Raw genomic sequence first — 26,405 nt, forward strand, 5'->3', positions numbered from 1 at the left:
GCCTACGGGGCGACCTGACCCAGCCTACGCGGCAGCGGGCGCCGCGATCTGCGCGGCGAGGTGACCGGCGCCGTAGCCGTTGTCGATGTTGACCACGGCCACGCCCGGCGCGCAGGCGTTCAGCATGGCCAGCAGGGCGGCCAGCCCCTCGAACGCCGCCCCGTACCCGACCGAGGTCGGCACCGCGACCACGGGCGCCGGGACCAGGCCGGCGACCACAGTGGGCAGCGCGCCGTCCATGCCGGCGACCACGACGACGACCCGTGCGCGGCGCAGCAGGTCCAGCCGCCCCAGGATCCGGTGCAGGCCCGCCACGCCCACGTCGACGACGAGTTCGTACGGGCGGCCGAGGTAGGCCGCGGTCAACGCCGCCTCGCGGGCGACGGCCAGGTCGGAGGTGCCCGCGGCGACGACAGCCACCAGCCCGCCGGTCGGCTCGGGCGGCCGGGGTGGCCAGGCCAGCAGCCGGGCGTCCGCGTCGTACCGGGCGTCGGGCAGCACCCCGAGCACGGCCTTCGCGTGGGGCGGCGCGGCGCGGGTGAACAGCGTGGCCCCGTCCGGGTCGGCGCGGGAGCCGATGGCAGCGGCGATGCCGGCCACCTGCTCGGGGGTCTTGCCCTCGCAGTACACGGCCTCGGGGTAGCCGCGCCGAACAGAACGCTCGTGATCCAGTTCGGCGAAGGCCGACACGGCGTCGTCAGCCATGGTCGGCCGACACCAACGGCAGCGTGAACGCGCCGGACTGGACGCCGGCCAGGTCGACGGCGACGAACCGGAAGCCGGCGTCCGCCACCGCCTTGTGTACCGCTGCCCGAAGCTGCCCCGTGACGGCGCGGGTGAGGTCCTCGACGGGAAGTTCGACGCGCGCCACCTCGCCGTGGTGGCGCACCCGGCAGTCGCGGAAACCCAGCCGCCGCAGGCCCTGCTCGGCGCGTTCCACCTGAGCCAGCTTGGCCGGGGACACCTCCTCGAAGTGCGGGATCCGCGACGCGAGGCAGGGCGCGGCCGGCTTGGCTGCGTTGGGCAGGCCCAGGGCTGCGGCGACGCGGCGTACCCCGGCCTTGTCCAGCCCGGCGTCGGCGAGCGGGCGGAGGACCCGGTGCTTGCCGGCCGCCCGCGCGCCGGGGCGGTCCGGGCGGCGTACGTCGTCGGCGTTCTCGCCGTAGGCCACGGCCGCCAGGCCGTGCGCGGCGACGATCTCGTCGGTGATGCGCGTGAACAGTTCGTCCTTGCAGTGGAAGCAGCGGTCCGGCCCGTTGGCGCGGTACTCCGGGCGGTCGCCCTCGTGGGTGGCCACCTCGACGACCCGTACGCCGATGAACCGGGCCACCTCGTGGGCCGCGGTCCGCTCGTCGGCGGCGAGGCTGGGTGACACGCCGAGGATCGCGACGACCCGGTCGGCGCCGAGCGTACGGGCGGCCAGCGCGACCAGGACCGACGAGTCGACCCCGCCCGAGAACGCGACCCCCAGCGGCGCGGCATCGGCGATGAGTGCCGCCACCCCGGCGGTCGCGTCTTCCAGTGTGGATAGCGAGCCCATCAGTACACCGCCCGGCCACCGGACATGTCGAACGTGAAGCCGGTCGTGAAGCTGCAGGCGGGTGAGACGACCCAGCAGATCAGCTCGGCGGCCTCGGCCAGGGTTCCGGTGCGTTTCATCGGGATCCGGTCGGTCATGTACCTCACCTGCGCCTCGGGCATCGCGTCCACCATGGCGGTACGGATCACGGCCGGCGCGAGCGCGTTGACGGTGACACCGGTCCCGGCGTACTCCTTGCCCTGCGCCTTCACCATGCCGATCAGCCCGGCCTTGGTGGCCGAGTAGGCGACCATGCCGGCGTTGCCTTCCTTGCCGGCGATCGAGGCGACGTGCAGGACCCGGCCGTACCCGTGCGCGACCATCCGCGGCAGGACGGCCCGTGACAGCAGGAACGCCCCGCGCAGGTTGACCCGGTACACGAGGTCGAAGTCGTCGACGTCCACGTCCTCGCTGAGCCGGTTGGTCGCGCCGGTGATGCCGGCGCAGTTGACGAGCACCGAGATCGGTCCCAGGTCCCGCTCGGCGCTGGCGAGAGCCTCAGCCACCGAGGCGTCGTCGGTCACGTCCATCTCCACCGCGACCGCCTTCGATCCCTGGTCGCCCAGTGATGCGGCGAGCCGCCGCGCGCCGTCGACGTCGCGGTCCAGGCACGCGACGCGGGCGCCGCGGTGGGCCAGCAGCGTCGCGGTCGCCTTTCCGATACCCGCGGCCGCGCCCACGACCACCGCCGGCTGGTCGGCGAAACAACCGGTACTCATCAGTGGAGCCTCCTCACATGACCGCCCCGAGCTGCCACGGGACGAACTCCTCCTGGCCGAAGCCCAGCTCTTCGCTCTTGGTACGGCGGCCGGAGGCGGTGTCGAGGATCAGCTCGAAGATGCGCTGCCCCAGCTCCGGTACGGTCGCCTCGCCGTCCATGATCACGCCGCAGTTGACGTCCATGTCGCCGGACATCCGGTGGTACATCGGGGAGTTCGTCGCGAGCTTGAGACTCGGCGTCGGCTTGCAGCCCAGCACCGAACCCCGGCCCGTGGTGAAACACATGACGTTCGCGCCGCCGGCCACGATGCCGGTGACCGACACCGGGTCATAGCCGGGGGTGTCCATGAACACCAGGCCCTTGGCGGTGACCCGGTCGGCGTACCGGTACACGGCGGTCAGGTTCGTCGTACCGCCCTTGGCCACCGCGCCGAGCGACTTCTCCAGGATGGTCGTCAGCCCACCCTCCTTGTTACCGGGCGAGGGGTTGTTGTCCATCGACCCGCCGTTGTCGGCGGTGTACTTCTCCCACCACCGGATCAGGGCCACGAGGTCGCCGCCGACCTTCCGGCTGACGGCCCGGCGGGTCAGCAGGTGCTCGGCGCCGTAGATCTCGGGGGTCTCACCGAGGACGGCGGTACCGCCGTGCGCCACGACCAGGTCGACCGCCGCGCCCAGCGCCGGGTTCGCGGTGAGCCCCGAGTACGCGTCGGAGCCGCCACAGTTCAGGCCGACGATCAGCTCGCTCGCGGGTACCGCCGTGCGGGTCACGCGGTCGGCTACCGGCAGCATCTCGCGGATGACCTCGACGCCCCGGCGGACGGTCGCGGCCGTACCGCCCTGCTCCTGGATCGTCATCGAGTGCACCGGCTTCGACCCGTCCAGCGACAGGCCGGAGATCTGGTTCACCTCGCAGCCCAGGCCGAGCAGCAGGAATCCGGCGAAGTTGGGGTGCGCGGCGTACCCGTTGAGCGTGCGTTGCAGGATCTCGAAGCCGCCGCCGCTGCCCGCCATGCCGCAGCCCAGGCTGTGCCCGAGCGCGACGACGCCGTCCACATTGGGGTACTCGTCGAGGCTGCGGAACGCGTCGGCGATGAACTTGGCCGTCGTCGCCGAACAGTTCACCGAGGTCAGGATGCCGATGTAGTTGCGGGTGGCGACCCGCCCGTCGGCTCGCACGATCCCCTGGAACGTCGCCCGCCGGCCAGCGGGGACCATCGCGGTGTCGGTGACGTCCGCGCCGAAGGCGTATTCGCGTTCGAACGCCCGGAACTCGGTGTTGTGGGTGTGGACGTGGTCGCCCGGCCGGATGGGCGCCGTCGCGAAGCCGATGATCTGGTTGTACTTGCGGACCGGGTCGCCGGCCGCGAGGGCGGCGGTGGCCACCTTGTGGCCGCGCGGGACCGGGCCGGTGGCCGTCACCTCTCCGACCGATACTCCCCCGGCCAGGTCGGCGGTCGCGACGACGACGTTGTCGTCGGGGTGCAGGCGTACACAGCTCATCGGATCTCCCCTGCCGGATAGAGCACGACGTGCACCTGTCCGGGACCGTGCACGCCTTTGACCAGGTTCATCTCGATGTCGCCCGACCGGCTGGGGCCGGTGACGAACTGTGCGCCGGTGGGCGGCGGGTCCAGCGCCGCCAGCGCGTCGATCGCGTCGGCGTACGTGGCCACCAGCCGGGACAGCGGGACGACGGCGACGTGGACGGGCGGGACCAGCGGGGTGCTGCGGCGGCGGCCCGGCCCCCAGGACAGGGCGAGGGTCCCGGTCTCGGCGACCGCCACGTCCACCCCGGTCACCCCGACGTCGGCGTCCCACGGGTCGTCGACGAGCCGCAGCCGGTCGGACAGGCCCGCGGTGTCCGGGTGCCCCTCGTCCAGCGTGACCGTACCGTCGGCGCACAGCGCGACGACGCTGTCGTGGGCCTCGGCCCGGTCGGCGCAGATATAGGCCACCCCGTCGCTGGCCGCCAGGGCGGCACAAAACCGCGCGAGCAGATCGATGCGGGTCATCGGGGCCTCCTGTCGGTGAACCAGGCCCGGAAGGCGCCGGCGTCGCGGGTCGCGGGGAGCGCCCGTCCGGCCGCCCAGCCCCGACCCGGTCCGGGCAGACGACGGAGCACTGCGCGGGGCAGCAGCGGGCCGGCCAGCCGCGCCGCCGTCATCGTCAGCCGGTACCCGCGGGGGCTGTCCCAGGCCTTCGCCCACAGCCGCCACAGCCAGCGGCGGGGGCGGCCCCGCGTTGCGGCCTCGTAGTCAGCCCGCAGGTCCACGAGCATGTCCGGCAGCGGGATCTTCACCGGGCAGGCGTCGAAGCACGCCCCGCACAGCGACGACAGGAACGGCAGGTCCCTACCCTGCTTCGTGTTCGCCAGCAGCGGGGTGAGCACGGCCCCGATCGGTCCACCGTAGACGGAGCCGTACGCGTGGCCGCCGACGGTGCGGTAGACCGGGCAGGCGATCTGGCAGTTGCCGCAGCGGATGCAGGCGAGCACCTCGCGGTACCGACCCTCGACGATCGAGCTGCGTCCGTTGTCCAGGATGACCAGGTGGAGCTGCTCGGGGCCGTCCGGTTCGCCGTCCCGGCGCGGCCCGTTGAGCATGGTCTGGTAGACGGTCACCTTCTGTTTGGTGGCCGCGTAGCACAGCAGCGGCACCAGGACGGCGAGGTCGCGGAGCCGGGGTATCACCTTCTCCATCGGCATCACCGCGACGTGGATGCGCGGCTGGGAGGTGACCATGTCCGCGTTGCCCTCGTTGGTGACGAGCGTCAGCGTCCCGGTGTCGGCGGCGGCGAAGTTGACCCCGCTGATGCCCATGTCGGCGTGGTGGAAGTCCGCGCGCAGCCGGGTACGGGCGAACGCGGCGAGGTCCTCGGCCTCCTGCGGCAGCCGCTCGGCGGCCAGCTCCTCGAACAGCGCGCCGACCTCGGCTTTGGACTTGTGCAGCGCGGGCCCGACGATGTGGCTGGGCCGCTCGTCCGCGACCTGGACGATGTACTCGCCCAGGTCGGTCTCCACCACCTCGATGCCGTTCTCCTCGAGGTGTGCGTTGAGGTGCATCTCCTCGGTGGCCATCGACTTGGACTTGACGACGAGCCGGACGTCGTTGGCGCGCGCTATCCCGGTGATGATGCCGACCGCGTCGTCCGGGGTGGCCGCCCGGTGCACGACGACGCCGTTCGCCTCGGCCTTCGCCGTCAACGCCGCCAGGTGGCCCTCCAGGTCGCGCAGCGTCTCGCGGCGGATCTCGGCGCCGCGCTCCCGCAGCGCGGCAATCTCCGGCGGCCAGCCGCCGTCGTTCTGTTCCCGGTTCTTGCCCGACAGCCGGGTATGGGTCGCGGCGGTGCCAGGCTGGTCGAGGGCCGCCCGGGTGATGATCGGCAACGGCTTGCGGTGGGCGGGGATCGTCGCGGCGGCCCAGTCGGGGCGGGTCACGACGACGCGTTCGCGCCCGAGCAGCGCGGTCGAGCGCCGGCGGGGCGGCGTCGGCGGCGACGACTCCGGCGTCGGTACCTCCGCCGCGTCGGGCATGGGCTCTACTCGCCCTGGCTTCACGCCCTCACCTCCGTCCGGACGAGCGCGTCTGAAACGAGCTCGGCGATGTGGCGGGTGCGGATCCCCGCCCGCGTCACGTCGGCGCGCCCCTGCAGGTGCATCAGGCAGGCCGGATCGGCCGAGACGAGGTAGCGCGCCCCCGTGCGCCCCGCCTGCGCCAGCTTGTGGTCGGCCATCGCCACCGAGACGTCGGGCAGCTTGACGGCGAACGTGCCGCCGAACCCGCAGCACACCCCGGAGTCGGTCATCTCGACCAGGGTCAGGCCGTCGATGCGGCTCAGCAGTTCGCGGGGGGACGAGCGCTCGCCGAGGGTACGCAGCATGTGGCACGAGTCGTGGTAGGTGACCTCGGCGTCCAGCCGCAGCGTCAGGCCCTGGCCGAAGTCGGTGACGAACTGTGTGAACTCCCAGCTCCGCGCCGCCAGCGCCACGGCCTGCTCGCGCTCGGCCCCGTGCAGGAGCCGGGGGTACGCGTGGTGCACGGTCGACAGGCACGAGCCGGACGTGGTCACCACGGCGTCGTACCGGGCGAAGGTTGCGAGCCACCGGCGGGCCAGGGTGGTGGCCTGTCGCGGGTACCCGGAGTTCAACGCCGGCTGGCCGCAGCAGGTCTGGCCCGCGGGCAGCTCGACCGAGACGCCCATCGCCTCCAGTACCTCCACGCAGGCGCGCGGCGGGCCGGGGTACGCGAGGTCGGCGACACACGCGACGAACAGGGCGACGGTACCGGGCATGGTTTCCGAACGTCCGTTGTCCACTGTGCTCACTCCCATGGTCCGATTCGCCCCTCCTCGTCGAACGACATCGCCGTCGGGCCGCCCACGATCGAAAGCCCTGGGTCGGCGTCGACCTCGTCGGCCAGCGACTCCGAGACGAGCAGCTCCTCCACGTCGAGGGTGTCACGCAGGCGGACCAGGCGGATCCGGTCGAGGTCGGCGCGGCCGCAGGTCAGGATCGCCGCGGCGACGGCGTCACGGTCGGTCGGCAGCGCGATCGGCAGCTGCGCGCGCTGCGGTCCGCCCAGGCCCGAGGTCATCGCGTTGATGTACGTGCTGAGCAGGTCGAGCTTGCCGAGTACCCGGAACGGGATGAAGTCGGCCAGCCCGACGCCGACGCCGTTGCCGTGGGAGGACTCGGTGAGGTCGAGGACGGCGATGTTGGCGATCCGCGGTCGCTCGAACTCCGCGCTGCCCCGGATCATCATGCGACCGATGACGTTGGTGTCCAGGCCGGAGCCGGACTTGTCCTTGCCCATGGCGTCGACCACGGCGACGTCGAGGCGATCGAACGGCAGGGTTCCCATCAGGTCCTTGGCCCGTCCCAGCAGCCGCGTCTCGCCGGCGCCGCCGATGTCGCCGGGCTCGACGAACTCGATCGCGGCGGCCCGGTGACGGGCGTTCTCGACGACGGCGAGCCCACCGAGGACCTTGCCGGTGTCGATGATGCGCCGGGCCACCAGGGGGATCCAGGTCCCGAGGTTCGCCGGCCCGTACCGGTGGATGCCCTCCGCGCCGCGCTGCTTGCCCAGGCCGATTGCGGTGATCTTGGCGAGGCCGCTCTCCACCTCGCCGGTGAAGTCGGTGTGCGCCTTGACGCGGTTGACGACCAGGATCGCATCCGCCCCGGCGGCGTTGCGGTCCAGGTACGCGGTGGGCCCGTCGGGTACCCGGCCCAGGTCGACGGTGTCCATCGTGGCCAGGATCGGCATGCCCAGGCTGTCGGGGGTCGTGTCCAGGTCGGCGAGCACGCTCAGTTGCCCCTCGGCGGTGGCGCCGCCGTGTGAGCCCATGGCGGGTACCACGAACGGCTCCGCCCCGACCGACCGCAGCCACTCCCCGGCGGCGCGTACGACGGCCGGCTTGTCGTGGATGCCCCGGCTGCCGGCCGTGATGGCGACCGTCATGCCCGGCCGGATCCGCGACCGCAACGCCTCCAGCGCCACCGCGGTGGCCGAGGCGACGTCGGGCACCTGGGGTGCGTCGACGTTCTGGCGTACCCGCAGCAGCCGGGGAAACGGTACCGTGTAGGCGAGTTCGCGAACAGCCTCGAACGGGCCGAGGTTCCCCGTCATGAGGCACCATCGACGTCACGTGGCGGCACCGCGGCCGTCACCGAGGACCCGCCGGCGGCGGTCCGGCCCAGGTACGCGCTGCGCATCTGGTCGTCGTCGAGCAGGTCCCGCGCGTCGCCCGACACCACGACCGTGCCCGTCTCGACCACGTACCCCCGGTCGGCGACCGTGAGCGCCTGGTACGCGTTCTGCTCGACCAGCAGCACGGTCAGGCCCGCCTCGTGCAGCTCGCCGATGATGCGGAAGACCTCCCGTACCACGATCGGCGCCAGCCCCAGCGACGGCTCGTCCAGCATGAGCAGCCGGGGGTTGGCCATCATCGCGCGTCCGATGACGAGCATCTGCTGCTCGCCCCCGGACAGGCTCCAGCCCAGCCGGGGCCGCAGGTCGTACAGGCGGGGAAAGACCGCGAAGACGCGCTCGAGCCCGGCCGGCACGTCCTTGCGGCTCATCCGACCGTTCGAGGTACCCATCCGCAGGTTGTCCAGGACGCTCAGGCCGGGGATCACCTGCCGGCCCTCGGGCACGTGGACGATGCCCATCCGGGCGATCTCCTCCGGCCGCCGGCCGACGATCGACTCGCCCTCGAAGGTGATGTCGCCGCCGGTCGGGGCCAGCAGGCCGCTGATGGCGCGGAGCGTGGTGGACTTGCCGGCGCCGTTGCCGCCCAGCAGGGTGACGACCTCGCCCTGCGCCACCTCCATACAGACGCCGCGCAGGGCGCGGATCTCGCCGTACCGGACATCAAGGTCTCTAACGCTGAGCATCGGCTCCCCTCGCGTCCCCGGTTCCCAGGTAGGCCTCGATCACGCCCGGGTCGGCCTGCACCTGCTCGGGCGTGCCCGCCGAGATCTTCCTGCCGAAGTTCAGAACGGTGATGTGGTCGCTGACCCCCATCACGAGGTTCATGTCGTGCTCGACGAGCAGGACGGTGATCCCGCGGCCCACGATCTGCCGCAGGGTCCGGTCCAGCGCCTCGGTCTCGTGCGGGTTCAGCCCGGCGGCCGGCTCGTCCAGCAGCAGTAACGTCGGGTCGCTGGCGAGGGCCCGCGCGATCTCGACCAGCCGCTGCCGCCCGTACGCGAGGCTCCCGGCTGGCGCCGCGGCGACGTCGGGCAGGCCGACGAACTCCAGCTCCCGCAGTGCCCGCTTCCGCGTCGCCGCCTCCTCGCGCCGGGAGGCGGGGTGCAGCAGCGCCCGGAACAGCCCCGACGACGTGCGGCAGTGCTGCCCCGTCATCACGTTTTCCAGTACCGACAAGCCCTTGAACAGCCGGATGTTCTGGAACGTGCGGGCCAGGCCGAGCCGGACGCGCTCGTCGGGCCGGCGCCGGGTGATGTCCTGACCGAGCAGGCTGATGCTGCCCCGGGTCGCGCCGTACAGTCCACTCAGGACGTTGATCAGGGTCGACTTGCCGGAGCCGTTCGGCCCGATCAGCGAGCAGATCCGTCCGGGCGCGATCTCGAGGCTGACGTCGTCGACGGCCTTGACCCCGCCGAAGTGCTTGCTCAGGCCGTCGACCGCGAGCAGGACGTCACCGGTCACGCTCACCGCCCTTCCAATCTCCGGGGCCGGCGCGCAACCGCCGACTCCAGCCAGCCCCAGAGCCCCTGGGGCAGGAACACGACGAGGAGCACCACCGCGACGCCGTACACCGCCAGGTAGTACCGGTCCAGGAAGCGCAGCACCTCCGGCAGCGCGGTCACGAGCATCGCGCCCACGATCGCTCCCGGTACCGTCGCCTGCCCGCCCAGCAGCAGCATCACCAGCATGGTCACGGACAGTTCGAAGGCGAAGTTGTCGGGGCTGATGTAGTGGGTCAGCCCGTGCGCGTACAGGCCGCCGGCGACCGCACCGTAGACCGTCGACAGCGTGAAGGCGAGCACCTTGACGTTGAGGACGTTGATCCCGGTGGTCGAGGCGGCCAACTGGTCCTCCCGGATCGCCAGGAAGGCCAGCCCGATCCGGCTGCGCTTGAGCCGCCACCCGACCAGCGCGCCGACGGCGAGAAAGGCCAGCGCCACGTAGTAGTAGAAGAAGTTCTGGTCCAGGATGAACCCGCCGACCACCGGCGGCTTGACCCCCGCGATGCCGTCCGCGCCGTTGGTCACCGGTTTCCAGTGCAGGAACACGATGTTGGCGATGACCGCGAACCCGATCGTCGCGAGCGCCAGGTAGTGGCCGGTCAGCCGCAGCGTCGTGTATCCCAGCGCGACCCCGACGAGGACACCCGCCGCGACCGTGGCGCCCATCGTCGCCGGAAACGGCCAGTCGAACCTGGTGGAAAGGATCGCCGCGGTATAGGCACCCACCCCGAAGAACGCGCCCTGCGCCAGCGACAGCTGGCCGGCCAGCCCCATGACGAAGTACAGACCGAGCACCGCCAGGGCGTAGATGACGCCGAGCACGACGACCCCGAGATAGAACGGGTTCACCAGGAACGGCAGGCTCGCCAGCAGCACGAGCAGGGCCGCCAGCGTGTGCGGCCGCTCCAACAGGCGACTCGACACGGACACGGATCTCACCTCCTGCCTCGGCCTAGGCCTTCTGGCCGACCTTCTCGCCGAAGAAGCCCTGCGGGCGCAGCAGGAGTACGGCGATGAGAATGACGAACGCGAAGGCGTCCTTGTAGTCCGAGCTCACGTAGGCCGCGCCGAAGATCTCGGTGAGCCCGAGGAACACGGCCCCCAGCACGGCGCCGGGTACCGAACCGAAGCCGCCGATGACGGTGGCCGCGAACGCCTTGAGCGCGATGAGTGTGCCCAGCTCGGGCGTGACCCCGAACAGCGGCGCGACGAGGATGCCCGCGACCGCGCCGAGCAGTGCGCTGTACGCGAAGGTGACGGCGATCATCCGGTCGGTCCGGATGCCCAGCAGGGCCGCCATCTCCCGGTTCTGCGCCGTCGTCTGCAGCTGCTTGCCGATCATCGTCCGGTCGAACACCAGGTACTGCGCGACCAGCAGCACCACGGTGACACCGATGATGACCAGGTACTGCGCGTTGACGGTCGTACCGAAGATCCGCACGACCCCGTGGATCAGCGGGTCGATCCGGCGGGGGTCGGCGCCGAACAGCACCAGCGCGATGTTCTTGAGGAAGACCGAGACGCCGATCGTCGCGATGATCACCGGTACGAAGGAGCGGTTGCGCAGCGGGTGGTAGACCAGCCGGTTGAAGACCAGTCCGAACACCACTGCGAACAGCAGCGTCCCGACGATCGCCACCGGCAGCGGCAGCCTCGACGAGGTGAGCAGGAACGCCAGCACGAAGGCCGGGAACATGGCCAGGTCGCCCTGGGCGAAGTTCACCACGTTCACCGCGTTGAAGATGAGCACGAATCCCAGCGCCACCAACGCGTAGATCATGCCGATCGCGAGGCCGGCCACCCCGAGCTGGACGACGACGTCCACCGACGCACCACCTCCCTTCCGTCACGCCGCCGGCAGCAGCTTCGTCGCGTCCTCCACGACCTCGGCGCCGCCGCCCCTCACCTGTACGACGAGCAGGTTGGCGTTGACGTCGCCCTGCTTGTTGGACGTGAGATGGCCCTGCACCCCGTCGGTCTCCACGGTGTGCAGCGCCGCGAGGAAGGCCTGCCGGTCACAGCCGGACTTCTCCAGCGCGGCCTTCATGAAGTACATGGCGTCGCGCTGCCAGGCGCCGAACAGGTCCGGCTTGGAGCCGTACCGCTGCTGGTACTCGGCCGCCCACGCCTTGTTCACGTCGCCTGCGTTGAGCTGGAAGTCGACGATCGCGCGCCAGCCCTGGAGGTACTGCTGGCCCAGGTCGAAGCTCACCTGTGAGGTGATCGACGGACCCCCGACGACCGGCGTGGTGATGCCGAGCTCCTGGAGCTGGCGGGCGAAGATCACGACGTCCTCGGAGTTGGTGGCGTACGTGGTGAAGACGTCGGGGCCGAAGCTCCGCAGCGACGACAGCTGCGCCGTGTAGTCCTTGTCGCCGGTCGTGTACGAGGCCTTCTGCACCGAGATGCCGGCGTCCTTGGCCGCCTTCTCGATCACGGCGGCGCCACCGGAGCCGAACGCGTCCGAGTCGTGCAGGATCGCGATCTTCTTGGGCGAGAACTGTTTGCGGGCGTACGCGACGATCGCCTGCCCGGTGAGCGAGTCCGGCGGCCGGAACCGGAAGATGTACCCGCCGCCCTGCTCGGTGAGGCTCGCGTTGGTCGCGCCGATCATCGTCGGCAGCCGCTGCGACTTGATGATCTCGGTCATCGCCTGGACCTGGGTGGACCGGATCGGGCCGATGAGGGCGAAGACGTTGTCGCCGGAGACCGACTTGTTCAGTGCGTTGACCGCGCCCGGGTTGGTCGACTGGTTGTCGTTGTAGACGACCGTGACGTGCTTGCCGAGGATGCCGCCGGTCTTGTTGATGTCGTCGACGGCCATGTCGAGCGACCGTTTGGCGTTGGCGCCCGACAGGGCCGCCTTGCCGGTCAGCTCGGCGTCGACGCCGATGCGGAGCTCCTTGGCCGTGACCCCGGGCGAACCGTCCCGGCAGACGACCTTGCCGGCCGAGTCCACCTGCGGGTGGCCGCCGCCACCGGCGTCGCCGGCCTTCGTGGGCGTCGGTACCCGCCCGCACCCGGCCGTGATGAGCAGCGGCACCGCCAGCAGGCCGAGTGCCAGCCTTCCCGGTCTCGTCTGGACGCGCATGTCACTCCTCGCCTCGTTGCCGATACGGACTACGCGGGCACCGGCGTCCCGACCACCTCGACCGGGTTGACCAGGGTCCCGATCCCCGCGATGGAGATCGTGACGACATCGCCGGCGGCCAGGGTGAACTCCGGCGGCGGGACGATGGACGTACCGGTCAGCAGCACCGCCCCGACCGGGAAGTCCAGCGCCCGGAACAGCCAGCCGAGCAGCTCCTCCGGCGTACGGCGAAGGTCTGCCAGGCTGACCGAGTCGGCGAAGAGCGGCGCCCCGTCCCGCCGGATCTCGAGTTCGACGGTCAAGGTGGACAGCGGGCCGACCTGCGCCGCCGGTACCAGCGCCGGGCCCAGCGCGCAGCTTCCGGTGTAGACCTTGGCCTGCGGCAGGTACAGCGGGTTCTCGCCCTCGATGCTGCGACTGGAGACGTCGTTGCCGACCGTGTACGCGACCAGCCGGCCGGAGGTGTCGGCGACCAACCCCAGCTCGGGTTCGGGCACGTTCCAGCCGGAGTCGGCCCGGATGCCGACCGGCTGCTCCGGGCCACGCACGCGCCAGGGTGCGGCCTTGGCGAACAGCTCCGGCCGGTGTGCGGAGTACACCCGGTCGTAGATGTCGACCGGGCCTGCCTCCTCGTTGCGCGCGACGCGACTGCGCTCGAACGTGACGCCGCTGGCCCAGACCTCCTGACCCTGTACCGGTGCGAGCAGGGTGGCGTCGTCCGGCACCGCGCCGGCGCTCGGGCTCTCCAGCGCGTTGCCGAGCGCGTCGCCGCCGGCCGCCAGGAGCTCGTCGAGGTCGATCGTCGCCGGCAGCAGATGCGTGGGGCCGTCGGCCAGCGGGCCGCGGGCCAGCCGGGGAACGCCATCCACGAGTACGCGAAACAGGACATCCATGGTGGACAGTGGCCTCCCCTGGGGAGTCGACCCGTCGCAGGCAGCCGTTCAATATACTGAACGGCGTTCCGTGCTCTAAACCGTAGGGCGGCGGTCGGCACGGGTCAAGAGATCGAGATCGATTCATACGGAGGGGTTCGACCATGGCGTCGGAGTCTGCGCACGTCGAGCTCGACGGCTTCCGCCCGGTGAAGTCGGCCGACCGGACGCTCGACGTCCTGGAGGCGTTGGCCGGCGGGCCCTGCACGCTGTCGGAGCTGTCCCGCCGCCTGAACGTACCCAAGAGCAGCCTGCACGGGCTGCTCCGCACGTTGACCACGCGCGGGTGGCTGCAGACGGCCGGCGGCGACACCCGGTTCCGACTGGGCCTGCGCGCGGTGCGGGTGGCGACCGCCTTCGTGGACTCCGACGAGGTCGTGGCGCGGGCCGCACCCGTCCTGGACCGGCTCGCCGGGCAGACGGGCGAGACCGTCCAGCAGGGCCGCCTCGACGGCGACGACGTGATCTACCTGGCCAAGCGGGACTCCCCGCACCCCGTACGCCTCATCTCGACGATCGGGTCACGGCTGCCCGCCCACGCCACCGCCCTGGGCAAGGCGCTGCTGGCCGCCCGGGACGACGAGACGGTACGGGCATTGCTGCGGTTCCCGCTGGCCGGACTGACGGCGCAGACCCACACCGAGTGGGCCTCCCTGGCGGCCGACCTGGCGGTCGTCCGCCGGCGCGGGTACGCGATCGACGACTGCGAAGCCACCGACGGGCTGCGCTGCTTCGCCGTGACGATCCCCGGCGGCGAGACGACCGACGCGGTGAGCATCTCGGTACCGACCTTCCGGCTGTCCGAGTCCCGGGAGACGGAGCTCGTCGCCGCCCTGCTGGACGCGCAGGCCGAGCTCGGCAGGTCCCCGCTGCACCGCACGCGCTGACCCGTCGCCCCGCCGCGGTTTCGGCTAACTGCGCGAATCGCGCCCTTGCCAGGATCCAGGTTCATCGATAATTATCGGTCCGCCAACCCCTCGAGGCAGGGAGCAGCACATGACGGTGGCGGCACACGAACCTCAGGTCCGCCAGGCGGTGGCCTATCTGGTCGGGCGGTACAGCCCCAAGGGCAACCGGGTCGGCTGGCTGATGATCGCGTCGATCTTCATCGAGTCATGGGACCTGTACTCGATCGCCTTCGTGCTCGTCTTCCTGAAGGAGCAGTTCAACCCCAGCGCACTCATGCTCGGGCTCACCGCGGGCGCGACCCAGGCGGGCGCGGTGATCGGGGCGCTGGCCGGTGGGTGGCTGTCGGACAAGATCGGCAGGCGGGCCGTCTTCCTCGGTACCATGGTGATCTTCATCGTGGCCGGGGCGGCACAGGGCTTCGCGCCCAGCATGCTCGTCCTCGCCCTGATCCGCCTGATCCTCGGTATCCCGCTCGGCATGGACATCGCCAACGGCTACACGTACATCATGGAGTTTCTGCCCCGGGACCGGCGCGAGGTGATGGGCAACCGGTGGCAGTTCATGTTCGCGGTCGGCGAGATCGCCGCGATCGGCCTGGTCACCGTCGGCCTGGCCGCGCACATGGACCACGAACTGCTCTGGCGGCTGATCCTGGGACTGTCGGCGGTACCCGCGCTGATCCTGTTCCTGTTCCGGTTCAACCTGCCCGAGACGGCGGCGTGGCTGATCGAACGGGGCCGGTTCCGGGAGGCCAAGCAGGTCACCAGCACGATGTACGGCGACCCGCTGGACATGCTGCCCGACCACGACGTGGACATCCCGAAGCCGAAGCTGAGCCGCTTCCTGGCCGACATCCGCACCGACCGCAGCCGCTGGCGCGCCACCCTCTTCGGCTGGACCTCCTGCTTCGCCCAGGGGTCGGAGTTCTCCACCTTCGCGTTCTACATGCCCACCCTGTTCGTGCTGGTCGGCGTGTCCAGTGTGCTCGGCACGAACCTGATCAGCCTCGCGGTGTACACCCTCGCCGCCATCTCCGGCTTCGTCGGGCCGCTGCTCGTACCGAAGATCGGGCAGCGCAACCTGAGCATCTACGGGTTCTCGATGGTGCTGGTGTCGCTGATCGTGGCCGGCGTGGGCCTCCTGACAGGCAACCTCGCCATCGTGCCGTTCGCCGCGGCCGTGATGCTGTGGGGCCACTACTGGGCGGCCGAGAACGGCATGACGATCTCGTCGGTGGTGGCCGCGCCGCGCTACCGCGGCACCGCGTCGGGCTTCGCCTACATCTTCGTGAAGATCCCGTCATTCATGTCCATCTTCCTGTTCCCCTCGCTGTTCGACGCGATCGGCAAGGGCGGCGCGACCCTGTTCACCGCGATCTTCCCGCTGATCGGGTTGCTGGCGGCCATCTTCGTCCTGCCGAAGGTGTACGCGCACGGCGAGGACGAGGCGGGGTTGGCGGAGATACGCTGACGGCCACGCTAACGTCCGTACATCCCCTGGGGCGGGATCTCGGTCTGCTCCTCACGGGTGTCGGTCAACTCGCTCGCGGGCACGACCACACGCCAGATCCGATAGTCCACCTCGACCAGCCCGAGAGCGGACGCGGTCTGGTAGTTCTCGCCGAGGAAGTTCACCACCACATGGTCGCCGCCGGCGTCGAGGACCTCGAACGGCGCGCCGCGCCAGGTGCACAACTGTCGCGTGTAGACGGCCCGGTCGCACCGCAGGTCGTCGACGACCTTCGTCCACGCGCCGTGCTGCTCCGCGAACCCTTCAGAAGGCGGCTGCCCGGCAACGGCGTGCAGCGTGTACTGGCCGGGGCGGGGACCGAAGTCGGCCTCGTACTCGACGCCCTGATGAGTGACGAACAGCCCCCGGCGCACCCTGGAGTACGCGGGTACCGGCGGCCTGAACCAGCGGGCCGGGCCGAAGGTGGGCCCCTCGCTGGGCACCCAGCCGACCCGGCGATGGACGTACTCGCCGACGAGCGTCTGCTCGCCGGTGGAGTCGATGCGGTACATCTCGCTGCCGGCGGGCAGGTCGGCGAGGAACATGAAGTACTCCGGCACCGCCGCCGGCCGGTACGGGGTGTATCCGGTGCCCAGGAACGGCGCAGGGTACACGGCCGGGCTGCCCATCCGCGCCGCGCCCTGCGGGGTCTGTCCACCGAACGAGGTGACGAACAGCTTCGGCCAGGCGGCCAGAAAGCGCAGCACGTAGAGGGGGCCGCCCCGGGGCCAGCCGTCGATCAGGTCGACGCCGTGGCTGGCGGCCACCTCGTCGGCGGTCCTGGCGGTGATGTCCTGCATCCGGGTCACGAATCCGCCGGTGCGGTGCGCGTCGAACCGTCCGGGTACGGACACGTTTCCCAGGTACAGGTCCGCGAGACTGGGCAGGAGCGGCTTCTCCACGGGCGTGGCCGGGCTGAGCCCGGCCGGCTTGCGGGGATCGTCGACCGGGGGCTGTCCGGCAGGGGTGCTCACTGGTTGCGCTCTCTCTTCAGTTCGGCTTGGGCGCGCTTGCTCTTCCACTCGGCCAGCAGATCCCGGCGCTCCTCGTGGAGGTCCTCGATTTCACTGAGCGGGAACTGCCCCACCGCCCAGTCACGGTCGAAGAGCGCGAGTCCGTTCGCCTTTGCCCAGTTGTAGTTGGAGCCCATCAGCTGACCGGCGACCTCGTCCTCGCTGCGGTGGGTCGCCCAGAACGGCGCACCACGCCAGGTGAACTGCCAGCTCGTGCTGTACCAGGCGTCGAGCTCGGACGGATCGATCGGGATACCACAGCTGCCCAGATCCTCGTCATATACGACTGCACCCTCGAGGTCGGGGTCATCCGGATGCAGTCGGATGAGGAAGTACCTCCGCTGCAGCCCTTTGCCGTCGCCTGTAATCCGATACTCTCGGCCGCGCCAGACCGCCCGCATTCCGCCGTCTTGCAAGGGTTCGAGCTTGCTCATGGTGCCAGCCTCGCCCACCGTCTCGTCGCTTGATCGAACACGCCGACCAGGCTCTCCCTGCCGGCAGGGGTGGTCACTGGTTGCGCTCTCTCTTCAACTCGGCCTGGTCTCGCTTTTTCTTCCACTCGGCCAGCAGATCCCGACGCTCCTCGTGGAAGTCCTCGACCTCGCTGAGCGGGAACTGTCCCACCGCCCAGTCACGGTCCCAAAGGGTGAGCCCGTTGGCCTTTGCCCAGTTGTAGTCGGCGCCCGCCAGTTGGCCGACGACCTCGTCCTCGCTGCGGTGGGTTGCGACGAACTCCTTGCCCCGCCAGGTGAACCGCCATCTCGAGCTGTACCAGGCGTCGAGGTCGGACGGATCGATCGGGATACCACGGCTGCCCAGATCCTCGTCATATACGACTGCACCCTCGAGATCGGGGTCATCCGGATGCAGTCGGATGAGGAAGTACCTCCGCTGCAGCCCTTTGCCGTCGCCTGTAATCCGATACTCTCGGCCGCGCCAGACCACCCGCGCCTCGCGGTTCGGTAAGGGCTCAAGCTCGCTCATGGTGCCACCCTCGTCCACCTTCTCGCCTCCTGATCGAACACGCCGACCAGGCTCTCACTACCGTCTCGGTTGACCTGCCAGATCTCCGCACGCTTATCGAATATCGACTCCCGCGACAAGAACTCGGGCACCCCGCTGTACGCCGTGTAACCGGTCCCAAGGAATGGGGCGTCCTTGTTGATAGGACCGCCGCTGTTACCGCTCAGGCTTTTCATGTTCTCGGCCACGTCGGCGTTCCGCCCGCCGAACGCGATCGGCGCGTCCACCTCGTCCGGCTGTGCGTATCGCAGATGGTAGGCATGGTCGGTGTCTTCCTTGATCGGCGTCCAGCCCGCCCCACCGTCGTCGAGGGCCAGGCCGTCCCGCAGATCGGACGGAGTGCGCAGGTCGGCCACGTCCTTGCCCCGAGCGACGAAGCCACCTACCTGGTCCGGATAGAATTCCCACCCGTTGAGTTCGGATGCGTTTTTCAGGTAGGCGTCCGCAACATCCGGGTGGAGCACCTTCGTCATGATCTGGCTAGTCTCCGCGGTCATCTCGCTGCGCACGTCGATGACCTCCTTCCGCTCCGCCTCCGTCAAGTGGTCGGCGGCGGACAGGCGCAGGCTGTCGTGCTCCGCCCGGTCCAGACCCTTACTCGCCAGGATCGACTCGTACTCCTCGTCGAAACTTGGTCCGTCACGTCGTAGTGCGGCGTTGTGGTAGATCCCCTTGGGGCCCTTGGGGTCCCCGCCCGGAACCCCATCCGGGCCTACCCCGCGCTCCCCGCCGCGGGTGAGCGGGTTGGCGCGGGCCAGCTTGTTGAGCAGGGTCTTCAGCTCGGTGAAGATCTGGCTCAGCTTGTGCAGCATCGGCGTCAGCCGGCGCAGGCTGTTGAGCAGCGCCCGCACGAAGCGCTGGATCTTGTTGACCCAGGTCGCGACGAGGGCGGCGACCTGCCCGATCACGACCGGGGTGGCGACGCCGAGGGTCAGCCCCTCCTCTGCCAGCCACTGGGGTAACCGGGCCGCGAGCGTACCCACGAACTGCGCGATGAGATCCCGGACGATCCCGCGAACCAGGCCCACCAGCAGGCCGGCGCCCTGGACCGCGTACGAGATGCCGTGCGCCGCGTGGGAGACGCCCTCCATCACCGCCAGGTGCACCCCGGCGTGCTCGCGGTAGGCGTCCCCGGAGGCCCCCAGCCAGTACGCGGTCGCCGACTTGACCGCGTCCTCGTACTGCTGCCGCGCCTCAGCCGTGTACTTCGCGACGTTCTCCCACGTCGCGGCGTGTGCGGCGACCTCGTCGGGGTTGCCGGCCAGCTGGTCCAACGCCTCCTTGAGCGGCTTGACGTGCTCCATCAACCACGACACGCCCCAGGACACCAGCGTGCCGAGCGGATCGATCACCAGGCCCAGCATGTCGAGGCTGGTGCCGACCCCGCCGAGCGTGCCGTCGACCCAGCTGTTGTTCTGGATGCCGCTGGAAACCTGTGCCGCGTCCTCGATCAGGCCCAGGCCGGTGTACCACGTCGTCGAGCTGTGCGCCTGGGCGACCAGCGGGTTGCTCACAGCGGCAGCTCCAGGCGCGGCCTACCCGACTCGCCGGCGGCGCCGATCCGCTGCGCGCTGCTCACGTCGGTACCGACGGTGTTCACCGCCGCGGTACGGAGGTCGGCCGCGGTCTCCCGCAACGCGTCGACGCTGCTGTGTAACGCCTCGGCCCCCAGCTCGAACACCGGGCTCAGCAGCGCCGGCAGGAACTGGCAGAGCAGGCCGTAAGCCTGGGTGTCCATGGTGACCTCGCGCACCGCGGACCGGGCCGTCTCCACCGCCTCGGACACCTGGTCGACGCTGCCCGCGTGCTGCCGGACCACGTCGACCGGAAACTGGACCAGCCCACCATCAGCGCTCACGCGCGGCATCGCGTTCGGTCTCGTCGTCGTCCTGCCGCGGGAACCGCGACTCGAAGGAGTTGATCACCGCTCGGCCGGTCTCGGTGTCAGCCCCGACCGTGGCCTGCACCTCACCGGCGACCTGGGCGGCGAGGTGTGCCTGCGCAGCGCGCATCACTGTCATGATCTGCCGGGCCAGTTCCGCACCGGGCAGCCGCTGCACCCGATCGTCAAGCTCGAGCCCCTCCACCTGCCCGGACGCGCCGACACTGACCTTTATCGACCGGTCCGTACTCGTCGCGCTCCCGGTCAGCGCGGCGACCCGACGCGACAGCGCGGCAGCCCGTTCCGCCTGCGCGCTCACCCCGGCGGTCCAGGACTCCAGCCAGGCTTCGGCGTCGTCGATGTCACGCACCATGCGATCGCCTCCCCTCCCACAAGCCCACACTCATGATCACTGAGCGTTAGCGGCGGCATAGCGCCCAAAACCCTCGGTGATCATAAGTGAAGACGCGGGTCGACGTGCACCTTCGGCCGCTGGCCGGCCTCGCCAACCGGGCGCCGCCCGGCGAGCACGCCGGCCACCTCGTCCAGGCCGACCGTGCGGGTTGCTGGCGGCCATCTTCGTCCTGCCGAAGGTGTACGCGCACGGCGAGGACAGCCACCACTCCCATGATCACCCAGAGGTCGTGTCACCGTAGCGCCCAGAACTCTGGGTGATCACGTGTGGGGCCCCGGTCGGCAGCGCCTCCGTACGGATGTGCAGGGTCGCGGTGCCGGGGTCGTACCACCAGCCGGGCATGGCACTGTCGGCGCTCGTCTGCGGCAACCGGTGGCCGTCCACGGTGACCCGGCCCGGCGCGGCGACGCCGACCAGGTCCACCGCGTAGGAACGGCCGGACGGGCGGCCGGGGTAGGTGCCGCGGTCCGCGCCGATGGTCACGGAGCCGGCCGAGCGGTAGCTGATCGGGGTCTGGCTGTACTCGCCCCTGGCGTAGCCCGTCCCCTCCCCCGCGTCGTTGTAGAGCGTGAAGTCGCCGTCGGCGCCGGCGTACACCGTGAGGGTCAGCGGGCCGGCCGGGTCGGCGTTCACCGAGGACCGGCCGGGCTGCTGCGGGATGATGCCGCCGGCCTTCACGAAGACCGGCATCCGGTCCAGCGGTACCCGCAGCGTTGTCGTGGCCGGGCCGGTGTACGTGGCGCCGGTGAAGTAGTCGGTCCAGCGGCCCGGCGGGAACCAGATCTCCCGGGCTGCGACGTCACCCGGCGTGGTCACCGGGGCGACGAGGACGTCGGGCCCGTAGAGGTATTCGCTGGGGTCGCGGTACGCCTCGTCGTACTCCGGATAGTCGAGGTAGAGCGGCCGGGTGATCGGCATCCCGGTCCGGTGTGCCTGCCAGGCCAGCGTGTACGTGTACGGCACGAGGGCCTCGCGCAGCCGCAGCGCGTTCGCCGCGGGATCCTGGGCCGCACCGTACTGCCAGGGCAGCCGGTCGCCGTGGTCGGAGTGCAGCCGCAGGATCGGCGAGAACACGCCGAGCTGCACCCAGCGGGCGTACAGGTCGTCGGGCAGGTGCCGGCCCTTGAAGCTGCCGATGTCGTTGCTGACGTAGGGCAGGCCGATGGCGGCCTCGGCCGGGTTCAGCTGCGCGGCGTACGCCAGCGCCTGCCAGGTCGGGTCGGTGTCGCCGGTGAAGTGCACGGTACTGCGGTGCTCACCCCACGGGCCCGCCGCCGGGGCGCCACGGTAGTCCTCGAACGAGGCGCCGATCCGGGCGAGGACGAACCCGCGCAGCGCCTGCGCGTCGGTGTTCTCGGCGTACAGCTCGTTGATCCAGCTGTCCGGGGTCAGGCCGGGCAGGTCGACGACGCTGTCGGTGCAGCACCAGTCGAGCCACCACTGCCGTACCCCCTGCTGCTGGAAGGGCTCGTGCAGGTCGAACCAGGCCTTGGCCTGCCGTGGGTCGGCCCAGTCGAAGCGGTAACAGGTGGGCGAGAAGCACTGGGCCGCGCGTTGCAGCGCGCCACCCGCGGTCTGCTGCGCCTGGGCGAACCTGGGGTCGCTGGCGTCGATGCCGGCGTGGACGTTCAGCGCGACGTTGAGTCGCTGCCCCTTGGCCCAGTCGAGGAAGGCCTGCGGGTCGGGGAAGAGAGCCGGGTTCCAGTTCCAGCCGTCCCACTGCTGCGGCGACTTCCAGTCGGTGTCGACGACGAGGTTGTCGAGCGGGACGTCGTGCGCCCGGAAGGCGGGGACGAGGCTGTTCTCGTACTCGCCGGCCGTGAACGCGTTGTACTCCGAGAACCAGACCCCGAAGGCCCACTTCGGCAGCATGACGGCCGGCCCAGTGAGCGTCCGCAGGTCCTTGAGCGCCTGCTGGTAGTCGTGGCCGTAGCCGAAGAAGTAGCCGTCCTGGTAGGCACCTCGGCGCTGCGGTCGCGCCGCCGCCCACCCGTCTGCCGTGCGCAGGGCGGTGTACGTGTCGTCGAGGAGCGACCAGCCCTGCCGGTTGAGGATGCCGGGGTGCAACCGGTACGCGCCGACGTCCGTGCCGGCCTGGTTGGGGTAGGCGTCCAGCCCCCGGGTCCAGCCGCCGAGCTGCCCCGGCTGGTCGGCCGGCGGGGCGGGCGTGGTGCTGGTCGTCGGGTAGCCGGCGCCGGCGGTGGTGACCGCGACGCTGTCGAGGTTGACGTTGCAGGTGTCGCCGGGCGCGCAGGTGGTGCCGATGGTGTTGGTACCGGCGTTGAGCCGCACCGGGATCGACGCCACGGCCCAGGTGTCCCAGTTCGTCGTCGGCGCGAAGGTGAGCCGGCCGGTGGAGACGCCGTTCGCCGAGGCGCTGAGGGTGCGAGCCTGTCCCCCGCCGTTGGCGTACCGGACCCGCAGCGTGTACTCGCCGTCTGCCGGTACCCCGGTCACGGTCCAACTGTCCGCGGCCGTCACCTGGCCGTGGTCGGCGGTGAACCCGCGGCCGGTGAAGCCGGTGTGGTCGTAGTTGACGCTTTCACCACCGGCGATGCGCCCGTCCTCGGCCTGGCAGGCGGTGGCGAAGTCACACTGGCCCGGCGGCGCGGGCCACGCCGGGTGAGCGGTCACGGAGCGTCCCGCCACCCGCAGGGTCACGGTGGTGTTCGCGGGGCTGAACGGCCCCGATCCCTCGCGGTACCGGAGGGTCAACCGATCGGTGGTGATCACCAGCCAGCCGTGGTCGGAGCGGGCGCGGAACTTCGGTACGGGCGCGTCTCGGCCGACGACGTTGAACGTGGCGCCGTCCTCGAAGTGGCCGTCCGCGGCGTACTCCAGCCGGATCAGCTCAGGCGTCAGCACCTGGAATCGGGCCGGCCCGGCGAGGACGGTGCGCGAACGCACCGTCGGCGGCCGGGCCGCCGCCGGAGCGACGGCCACGAACGGCAGGACGACGGCGCCGAGCGAGGTGAAGACGGTGAGCGCGGCACGCAGCCGCAATGTTCTTCCGGTGGCGGCACGCATACTCGGAAGTCTTGCCATCCAAGAGATGGTCGTCAATACCTTGTCGGGTGGCCGGCCGAGCAATATGCGCAGCTCGCCGGAGTCCGTTCGGCAGGGGTGCCGGGACTCATGGCAAGGGTCACAGACCCTCGAGGAACGCGTCGACCGCCTCCCGGAACGCTGCCGGCTGTTCGACCCACGGGTAATGACCGCACCGCTCGATCACCACCGCCCGGCCTGCGGGGAACAACTTCGCCAGCGCGAGCACCGGGGCCAGTCCGGTGAGGCAGTCCTCGGCTCCCGCGACGACCAGCACCGGAGCGGTCACGCCACCGAGCCGGGCGGCGAAGTCGCACGGTGGGTCGACGCTGAAGTACGCCTTGGCGGCGGCGAGGCTCCAGCGCCCGGTACCGGCGTGATCCTGTTCGGCCGCCCCCCACGCCGCGTAGCTCGCCGGAGCCGCCTGCTGGTGCCAGGCGTTGAACGCTTCCTCGTCGTCAGTGTCCGCCGGTCCGGCCTTCAGCGCCGCGAGGGCGGCCTCGAACACCGGCTCCCCACGTCGTCGGCCCGTCAGCTCGTCGGCGTCGGAGGGCTCATCGACCAGGTAACCGGCCGGCGGCGTGATCAGCGCCAGACGGGCGACACGGCCCGGGAACTGCGCCGCGTAGGCGAGCGCCAGCCTCGTACCGGCCGAATGCCCGAGAAGCGCCACGCGCTCGAGACCGAGGTGGATGCGGAGGCGCTCGACGTCCTCAGCCTGTCGCCAGTACGAGCCCGTCTCCGTCGAGGCCGGCATCGGAGAGTTCCCGACTCCTCGGAGCTGGGGAACGATCAGACGGTGCCGATCACCGAGCCCCGCCAGGTCCCCTAGATAGCCCGGATGCCGGGCCGCACCGCCGGCCAGCGCGATGACCGGCCACCACCCGCCGTCGCCCTCGCCGGGGAGCACGTCGTCGTAGTGGAGCCGGGTGTCGTCGGCACCAGCGAAGGTGGGCATCGCCCGACCGTACTCAAGGTTCCGGTACCGGTCGTGCCCAGCCCACAGGTGGCGGCCATCCGATCGCGCGTGATACCACCAGTGATCAAGGAAACGAGTATGGCCAACCTGGCAGGGAGTAAGCAGTGACGAGCGACGGTCCACGGCGGCTGGACGCAGGGCTGTGGGGAATTCTGGCCACCCCGTTCAACGGTCCCACCCACGACGTCGACGACCTGTCGCTACGGCGTGAGGTGGCGCTGTTTCGTGAACTCCCGGCGACCGGACTCGTGGCGCTCGGCGTCTTCGGAGAGGGCGCCGCGCTGAGCACCGCGGAACAGCGGCACGTGGTCGCGACAGTCGTGGCGGAGGCTCGGGGGCTGCCGGTGGTGGTGGGCCTCTCCGCCCGCCACACCGCGCCGGCCGTCGAACAGGCGACCACCGCGGTCGCCGCCGCGGGTAGCGCGCTGGCCGGAGTGATGGTGCAGGTCAATACGACGGCACCCGAGTCGCTGGCCCGGCACCTCACGGCCGTCCACGCCGCGACCGGCGCGGGGATCGTCCTGCAGGACTACCCCGTGGCCAGCGGAGTACGGATCAGCTCCGCGCAGATTCTGGCCACCCTGGCGCGGTGCACGTTCGTGGTGGCGGTGAAGTCGGAGGCGCCGCCCACGTCCGCGGCCATCGCGGAGTTGACCGCCGGCACCGACGTACCGATCTTCGGTGGCCTCGGCGGCGTGGGCCTGCTCGACGAACTGGCCGCCGGCGCCGCCGGCGCCATGACCGGTTTCTCCCGCCCGGAGGCGCTGCTCGCGGCGCTGCGCGCATGGCAGGCCGGCGGGATGGCCGCGGCTCACGAGTCGTACGCCCGCTGGCTGCCGCTGGTCAACTTCGAGGCGCAGCCGGGGATCGGCCTGGCCCTGCGGAAGGAGGCACTGCGCCGCCGGGGCATCTTCCGCGACGCCGCCGTACGGCCACCGGCGCCACCCATGCCGGAGGCGTTGCAGTCGATCCTGACCATGCACCTGGACGCCTACGACGCTGCCGGGCTCTTATGACGCCGGCAGGACGAGCTGGTGCCGCAGTCGATCTTTCAGAGGGCGCCGCGCAGAAGCTGGCTGACGAGTAGCCGCCCGAACAGGACCTTCTGTGCGGCGTCGGCCGAATTGACCAGGAAATGGTCGATCGGGTGGCCACGTTCCTGCCAGAAGACCTCCCACCAGCCCGGATTCTCGCTGCTCGGCCGGATGCACCAGGTGTGCCTGCCTGACGTTCTGCGCCGCCCCGGCAGTCTTCGCTCCTGGACCGGCCGCTCGGTTGACCTGTACCGCGTCAGCGCTGGTAGAACGGCTCGGTGTTGCCGAGCATCCATGCAGTGATCGGATCCGTCGGGTCGTCAAGAAAAGCCGTGTCGACGGTGAGCGGCATCGGCTCTGCGGACGCGGCGGCATCGACCGCGGCGAGGGCCGCCTGCCGCCAGCCGGCGACCCGTTGGTCGGCCCGGATACCGATGAGCAGACCCGGCGGCTGGTCGCCCATCTGCGCCAGGGCTCGCCGGGCTTCGACGACGGCGGGTACGCGTTCGAAGGCACTCGCCAGTGCGGCCAGCAGAGCTCTTGGCTCTTCGGCGGGCGCCCCGAGCCGGACGGGCTGTCCGGCGCGGACCGTCGTACGGCCGCCGCGCATGGTGCGAACGCCGTCGGGCCGCACCGGCAGGCCGACCTCACCGCCGGGGTTGACGGCCAAGCCGAGCCGCTCGTCCAGCATGCCCGCCAGCGCACAGCCGCCGACCACCATGTGGACCTGCTGCCCAGCACCCCGCGCGTACTGCTCGGCGGAGGTGTAGACGGCGACATACGGCTGCCCGTCGAGCATCATCACCGGCAGTTGGGCTTCACCGCCGTCACCGGTACCGCCGGGAAGTGGCACCCACAGCTCGTTGTCGGCCAGGGCTCGCAACAGCTGATCGGGCGAACCCATTCCGGAACCCAGGGCGGCAAGTGCCGATTCGAGTTCGTTCGCGGGGAACGCCATCATCTCTCCACGCTCGACGACATCGTTTCGCAGCCGGGCCGGATGCGCCTTCATCGGCACGCAGCAGTGTGCGCAACTCATCGACCAACGCTGACAGCTT

26 protein-coding genes are annotated in these 26,405 nt (G+C 70.7%); 3 read left to right on the forward strand and 23 right to left on the reverse strand.

Annotation, left to right across the window (positions count from 1 at the left end; genetic code table 11):
- Window positions 1-24: 24 nt before the first annotated feature.
- From larB to Pme01_RS11120, 14 genes are read right to left on the reverse strand one after another with little or no spacing between them, the layout of a single operon-like run.
- Window positions 25-705 (reverse strand): nickel pincer cofactor biosynthesis protein LarB, encoded by a 681-nt coding sequence (gene larB / locus Pme01_RS11055; RefSeq protein ID WP_168115450.1) that lies wholly within the window; start codon window positions 703-705, stop codon window positions 25-27.
- A complete protein-coding gene (gene larE / locus Pme01_RS11060; RefSeq protein ID WP_168115449.1) occupies window positions 698-1,540 on the reverse strand; it encodes an ATP-dependent sacrificial sulfur transferase LarE in 843 nt (280 codons plus the stop codon). The genes larB and larE overlap by 8 nt, the downstream gene beginning before the upstream one ends.
- Window positions 1,540-2,298 (reverse strand): SDR family NAD(P)-dependent oxidoreductase, encoded by a 759-nt coding sequence (locus Pme01_RS11065; protein ID WP_168115448.1) that lies wholly within the window; start codon window positions 2,296-2,298, stop codon window positions 1,540-1,542. Before Pme01_RS11065 ends, larE begins: the two co-directional genes overlap by 1 nt.
- Window positions 2,299-2,311: 13 nt before the next feature.
- Entirely contained in the window at window positions 2,312-3,802 is a 1,491-nt protein-coding gene (locus tag Pme01_RS11070) for a UxaA family hydrolase (protein WP_168115447.1), read from the reverse strand.
- Complete coding sequence (locus Pme01_RS11075) at window positions 3,799-4,314, reverse strand: LUD domain-containing protein (protein ID WP_168115446.1); 516 nt, start codon at window positions 4,312-4,314, stop codon at window positions 3,799-3,801. The genes Pme01_RS11070 and Pme01_RS11075 overlap by 4 nt, the downstream gene beginning before the upstream one ends.
- Entirely contained in the window at window positions 4,311-5,834 is a 1,524-nt protein-coding gene (locus tag Pme01_RS11080) for a lactate utilization protein B (protein ID WP_168115445.1), read from the reverse strand. Before Pme01_RS11080 ends, Pme01_RS11075 begins: the two co-directional genes overlap by 4 nt.
- A 20-nt stretch (window positions 5,835-5,854) precedes the next feature.
- On the reverse strand, window positions 5,855-6,592 hold the full coding sequence (locus Pme01_RS11085; RefSeq protein WP_168115444.1) for a (Fe-S)-binding protein: 738 nt from the start codon (window positions 6,590-6,592) through the stop codon (window positions 5,855-5,857).
- A 29-nt stretch (window positions 6,593-6,621) separates the two neighbouring features.
- Window positions 6,622-7,929 carry a nickel pincer cofactor-dependent isomerase, group 22 gene (locus Pme01_RS11090; protein ID WP_168115443.1) on the reverse strand — a complete coding sequence of 436 codons (1,308 nt, stop codon included), beginning with the start codon at window positions 7,927-7,929 and terminating at the stop codon, window positions 6,622-6,624.
- Window positions 7,926-8,696 carry an ABC transporter ATP-binding protein gene (locus tag Pme01_RS11095; protein WP_168115442.1) on the reverse strand — a complete coding sequence of 257 codons (771 nt, stop codon included), beginning with the start codon at window positions 8,694-8,696 and terminating at the stop codon, window positions 7,926-7,928. The genes Pme01_RS11090 and Pme01_RS11095 overlap by 4 nt, the downstream gene beginning before the upstream one ends.
- Window positions 8,683-9,480, reverse strand: a complete 798-nt coding sequence (locus tag Pme01_RS11100; RefSeq protein ID WP_239088155.1) for an ABC transporter ATP-binding protein — start codon at window positions 9,478-9,480, stop codon at window positions 8,683-8,685. The genes Pme01_RS11095 and Pme01_RS11100 overlap by 14 nt, the downstream gene beginning before the upstream one ends.
- A complete protein-coding gene (locus Pme01_RS11105) occupies window positions 9,477-10,445 on the reverse strand; it encodes a branched-chain amino acid ABC transporter permease (protein ID WP_168115441.1) in 969 nt (322 codons plus the stop codon). Before Pme01_RS11105 ends, Pme01_RS11100 begins: the two co-directional genes overlap by 4 nt.
- A gap of 22 nt (window positions 10,446-10,467) precedes the next feature.
- A complete protein-coding gene (locus Pme01_RS11110) occupies window positions 10,468-11,340 on the reverse strand; it encodes a branched-chain amino acid ABC transporter permease (RefSeq protein ID WP_168115440.1) in 873 nt (290 codons plus the stop codon).
- 21 nt (window positions 11,341-11,361) lie between these two features.
- Window positions 11,362-12,606: an ABC transporter substrate-binding protein gene (locus tag Pme01_RS11115; protein WP_168115439.1), complete on the reverse strand. Its 1,245-nt coding sequence runs from the start codon at window positions 12,604-12,606 to the stop codon at window positions 11,362-11,364.
- Between the two features lie 29 nt (window positions 12,607-12,635).
- Entirely contained in the window at window positions 12,636-13,499 is an 864-nt protein-coding gene (locus Pme01_RS11120) for a fumarylacetoacetate hydrolase family protein (protein WP_168115438.1), read from the reverse strand.
- Window positions 13,500-13,642: 143 nt separating this feature from the next.
- Here Pme01_RS11120 and Pme01_RS11125 point away from each other — a divergent pair, with 143 nt between their 5' ends.
- Window positions 13,643-14,425: an IclR family transcriptional regulator gene (locus tag Pme01_RS11125; RefSeq protein ID WP_168115437.1), complete on the forward strand. Its 783-nt coding sequence runs from the start codon at window positions 13,643-13,645 to the stop codon at window positions 14,423-14,425.
- A gap of 109 nt (window positions 14,426-14,534) precedes the next feature.
- A complete protein-coding gene (locus Pme01_RS11130; RefSeq protein WP_168115436.1) occupies window positions 14,535-15,917 on the forward strand; it encodes an MFS transporter in 1,383 nt (460 codons plus the stop codon).
- An 8-nt stretch (window positions 15,918-15,925) separates the two neighbouring features.
- Here Pme01_RS11130 and Pme01_RS11135 read toward each other — a convergent pair whose 3' ends face one another.
- The 8 genes from Pme01_RS11135 to Pme01_RS11170 form a co-directional block, all read right to left on the reverse strand.
- Complete coding sequence (locus Pme01_RS11135; RefSeq protein WP_168115435.1) at window positions 15,926-16,930, reverse strand: hypothetical protein; 1,005 nt, start codon at window positions 16,928-16,930, stop codon at window positions 15,926-15,928.
- Window positions 16,927-17,403 carry a hypothetical protein gene (locus Pme01_RS11140; RefSeq protein ID WP_168115434.1) on the reverse strand — a complete coding sequence of 159 codons (477 nt, stop codon included), beginning with the start codon at window positions 17,401-17,403 and terminating at the stop codon, window positions 16,927-16,929. Before Pme01_RS11140 ends, Pme01_RS11135 begins: the two co-directional genes overlap by 4 nt.
- A 73-nt stretch (window positions 17,404-17,476) precedes the next feature.
- Window positions 17,477-17,953 (reverse strand): hypothetical protein, encoded by a 477-nt coding sequence (locus Pme01_RS11145; RefSeq protein ID WP_168115433.1) that lies wholly within the window; start codon window positions 17,951-17,953, stop codon window positions 17,477-17,479.
- The gene (locus Pme01_RS11150) at window positions 17,950-19,506 is read right to left on the reverse strand and encodes a hypothetical protein (RefSeq protein WP_168115432.1); all 1,557 of its coding nucleotides are present in this window, start codon (window positions 19,504-19,506) and stop codon (window positions 17,950-17,952) included. Before Pme01_RS11150 ends, Pme01_RS11145 begins: the two co-directional genes overlap by 4 nt.
- Window positions 19,503-19,850: a type VII secretion target gene (locus Pme01_RS11155; protein ID WP_168115431.1), complete on the reverse strand. Its 348-nt coding sequence runs from the start codon at window positions 19,848-19,850 to the stop codon at window positions 19,503-19,505. The genes Pme01_RS11150 and Pme01_RS11155 overlap by 4 nt, the downstream gene beginning before the upstream one ends.
- Window positions 19,840-20,247 (reverse strand): YbaB/EbfC family nucleoid-associated protein, encoded by a 408-nt coding sequence (locus tag Pme01_RS11160; RefSeq protein WP_168115430.1) that lies wholly within the window; start codon window positions 20,245-20,247, stop codon window positions 19,840-19,842. The genes Pme01_RS11155 and Pme01_RS11160 overlap by 11 nt, the downstream gene beginning before the upstream one ends.
- A gap of 258 nt (window positions 20,248-20,505) precedes the next feature.
- Window positions 20,506-23,334, reverse strand: coding sequence for a TIM-barrel domain-containing protein (locus Pme01_RS11165; RefSeq protein ID WP_168115429.1), 2,829 nt, complete (start codon window positions 23,332-23,334; stop codon window positions 20,506-20,508).
- A gap of 100 nt (window positions 23,335-23,434) precedes the next feature.
- Window positions 23,435-24,292: an alpha/beta fold hydrolase gene (locus tag Pme01_RS11170; protein ID WP_168115428.1), complete on the reverse strand. Its 858-nt coding sequence runs from the start codon at window positions 24,290-24,292 to the stop codon at window positions 23,435-23,437.
- A gap of 125 nt (window positions 24,293-24,417) precedes the next feature.
- On the opposite strand from Pme01_RS11170, the gene Pme01_RS11175 reads away from it, so the two are divergent.
- Complete coding sequence (locus tag Pme01_RS11175) at window positions 24,418-25,329, forward strand: dihydrodipicolinate synthase family protein (RefSeq protein ID WP_203935549.1); 912 nt, start codon at window positions 24,418-24,420, stop codon at window positions 25,327-25,329.
- Window positions 25,330-25,603: 274 nt separating this feature from the next.
- Here Pme01_RS11175 and Pme01_RS11180 read toward each other — a convergent pair whose 3' ends face one another.
- On the reverse strand, window positions 25,604-26,386 hold the full coding sequence (locus Pme01_RS11180; RefSeq protein WP_168115427.1) for an enhanced serine sensitivity protein SseB C-terminal domain-containing protein: 783 nt from the start codon (window positions 26,384-26,386) through the stop codon (window positions 25,604-25,606).
- Window positions 26,387-26,405: the final 19 nt, after the last annotated feature.

The sequence above is a fragment of the Planosporangium mesophilum genome (assembly GCF_016863255.1).
GTDB classification, from domain to species: domain Bacteria; phylum Actinomycetota; class Actinomycetes; order Mycobacteriales; family Micromonosporaceae; genus Planosporangium; species Planosporangium mesophilum.

Bases quoted from the DNA above. Each gene is read 5' to 3' on its own strand.
- Pme01_RS11170 (WP_168115428.1), bottom strand. From the start codon at position 24,292: ATGCCCACCTTCGCTGGTGCCGACGACACCCGGCTCCACTACGACGAC.
- Pme01_RS11130 (WP_168115436.1), top strand. From the start codon at position 14,535: ATGACGGTGGCGGCACACGAACCTCAGGTCCGCCAGGCGGTGGCCTAT.
- Pme01_RS11180 (WP_168115427.1), bottom strand. From the start codon at position 26,386: ATGAGTTGCGCACACTGCTGCGTGCCGATGAAGGCGCATCCGGCCCGG.
- larE (WP_168115449.1), bottom strand. From the start codon at position 1,540: ATGGGCTCGCTATCCACACTGGAAGACGCGACCGCCGGGGTGGCGGCA.
- Pme01_RS11120 (WP_168115438.1), bottom strand. From the start codon at position 13,499: ATGGATGTCCTGTTTCGCGTACTCGTGGATGGCGTTCCCCGGCTGGCC.
- Pme01_RS11165 (WP_168115429.1), bottom strand. From the start codon at position 23,334: ATGGCAAGACTTCCGAGTATGCGTGCCGCCACCGGAAGAACATTGCGG.
- Pme01_RS11080 (WP_168115445.1), bottom strand. From the start codon at position 5,834: ATGCCCGACGCGGCGGAGGTACCGACGCCGGAGTCGTCGCCGCCGACG.
- Pme01_RS11160 (WP_168115430.1), bottom strand. From the start codon at position 20,247: ATGGTGCGTGACATCGACGACGCCGAAGCCTGGCTGGAGTCCTGGACC.
- Pme01_RS11140 (WP_168115434.1), bottom strand. From the start codon at position 17,403: ATGAGCAAGCTCGAACCCTTGCAAGACGGCGGAATGCGGGCGGTCTGG.
- Pme01_RS11125 (WP_168115437.1), top strand. From the start codon at position 13,643: ATGGCGTCGGAGTCTGCGCACGTCGAGCTCGACGGCTTCCGCCCGGTG.
- Pme01_RS11070 (WP_168115447.1), bottom strand. From the start codon at position 3,802: ATGAGCTGTGTACGCCTGCACCCCGACGACAACGTCGTCGTCGCGACC.
- Pme01_RS11145 (WP_168115433.1), bottom strand. From the start codon at position 17,953: ATGAGCGAGCTTGAGCCCTTACCGAACCGCGAGGCGCGGGTGGTCTGG.
- Pme01_RS11065 (WP_168115448.1), bottom strand. From the start codon at position 2,298: ATGAGTACCGGTTGTTTCGCCGACCAGCCGGCGGTGGTCGTGGGCGCG.
- larB (WP_168115450.1), bottom strand. From the start codon at position 705: ATGGCTGACGACGCCGTGTCGGCCTTCGCCGAACTGGATCACGAGCGT.
- Pme01_RS11090 (WP_168115443.1), bottom strand. From the start codon at position 7,929: ATGACGGGGAACCTCGGCCCGTTCGAGGCTGTTCGCGAACTCGCCTAC.
- Pme01_RS11095 (WP_168115442.1), bottom strand. From the start codon at position 8,696: ATGCTCAGCGTTAGAGACCTTGATGTCCGGTACGGCGAGATCCGCGCC.
- Pme01_RS11085 (WP_168115444.1), bottom strand. From the start codon at position 6,592: ATGCCCGGTACCGTCGCCCTGTTCGTCGCGTGTGTCGCCGACCTCGCG.
- Pme01_RS11115 (WP_168115439.1), bottom strand. From the start codon at position 12,606: ATGCGCGTCCAGACGAGACCGGGAAGGCTGGCACTCGGCCTGCTGGCG.
- Pme01_RS11075 (WP_168115446.1), bottom strand. From the start codon at position 4,314: ATGACCCGCATCGATCTGCTCGCGCGGTTTTGTGCCGCCCTGGCGGCC.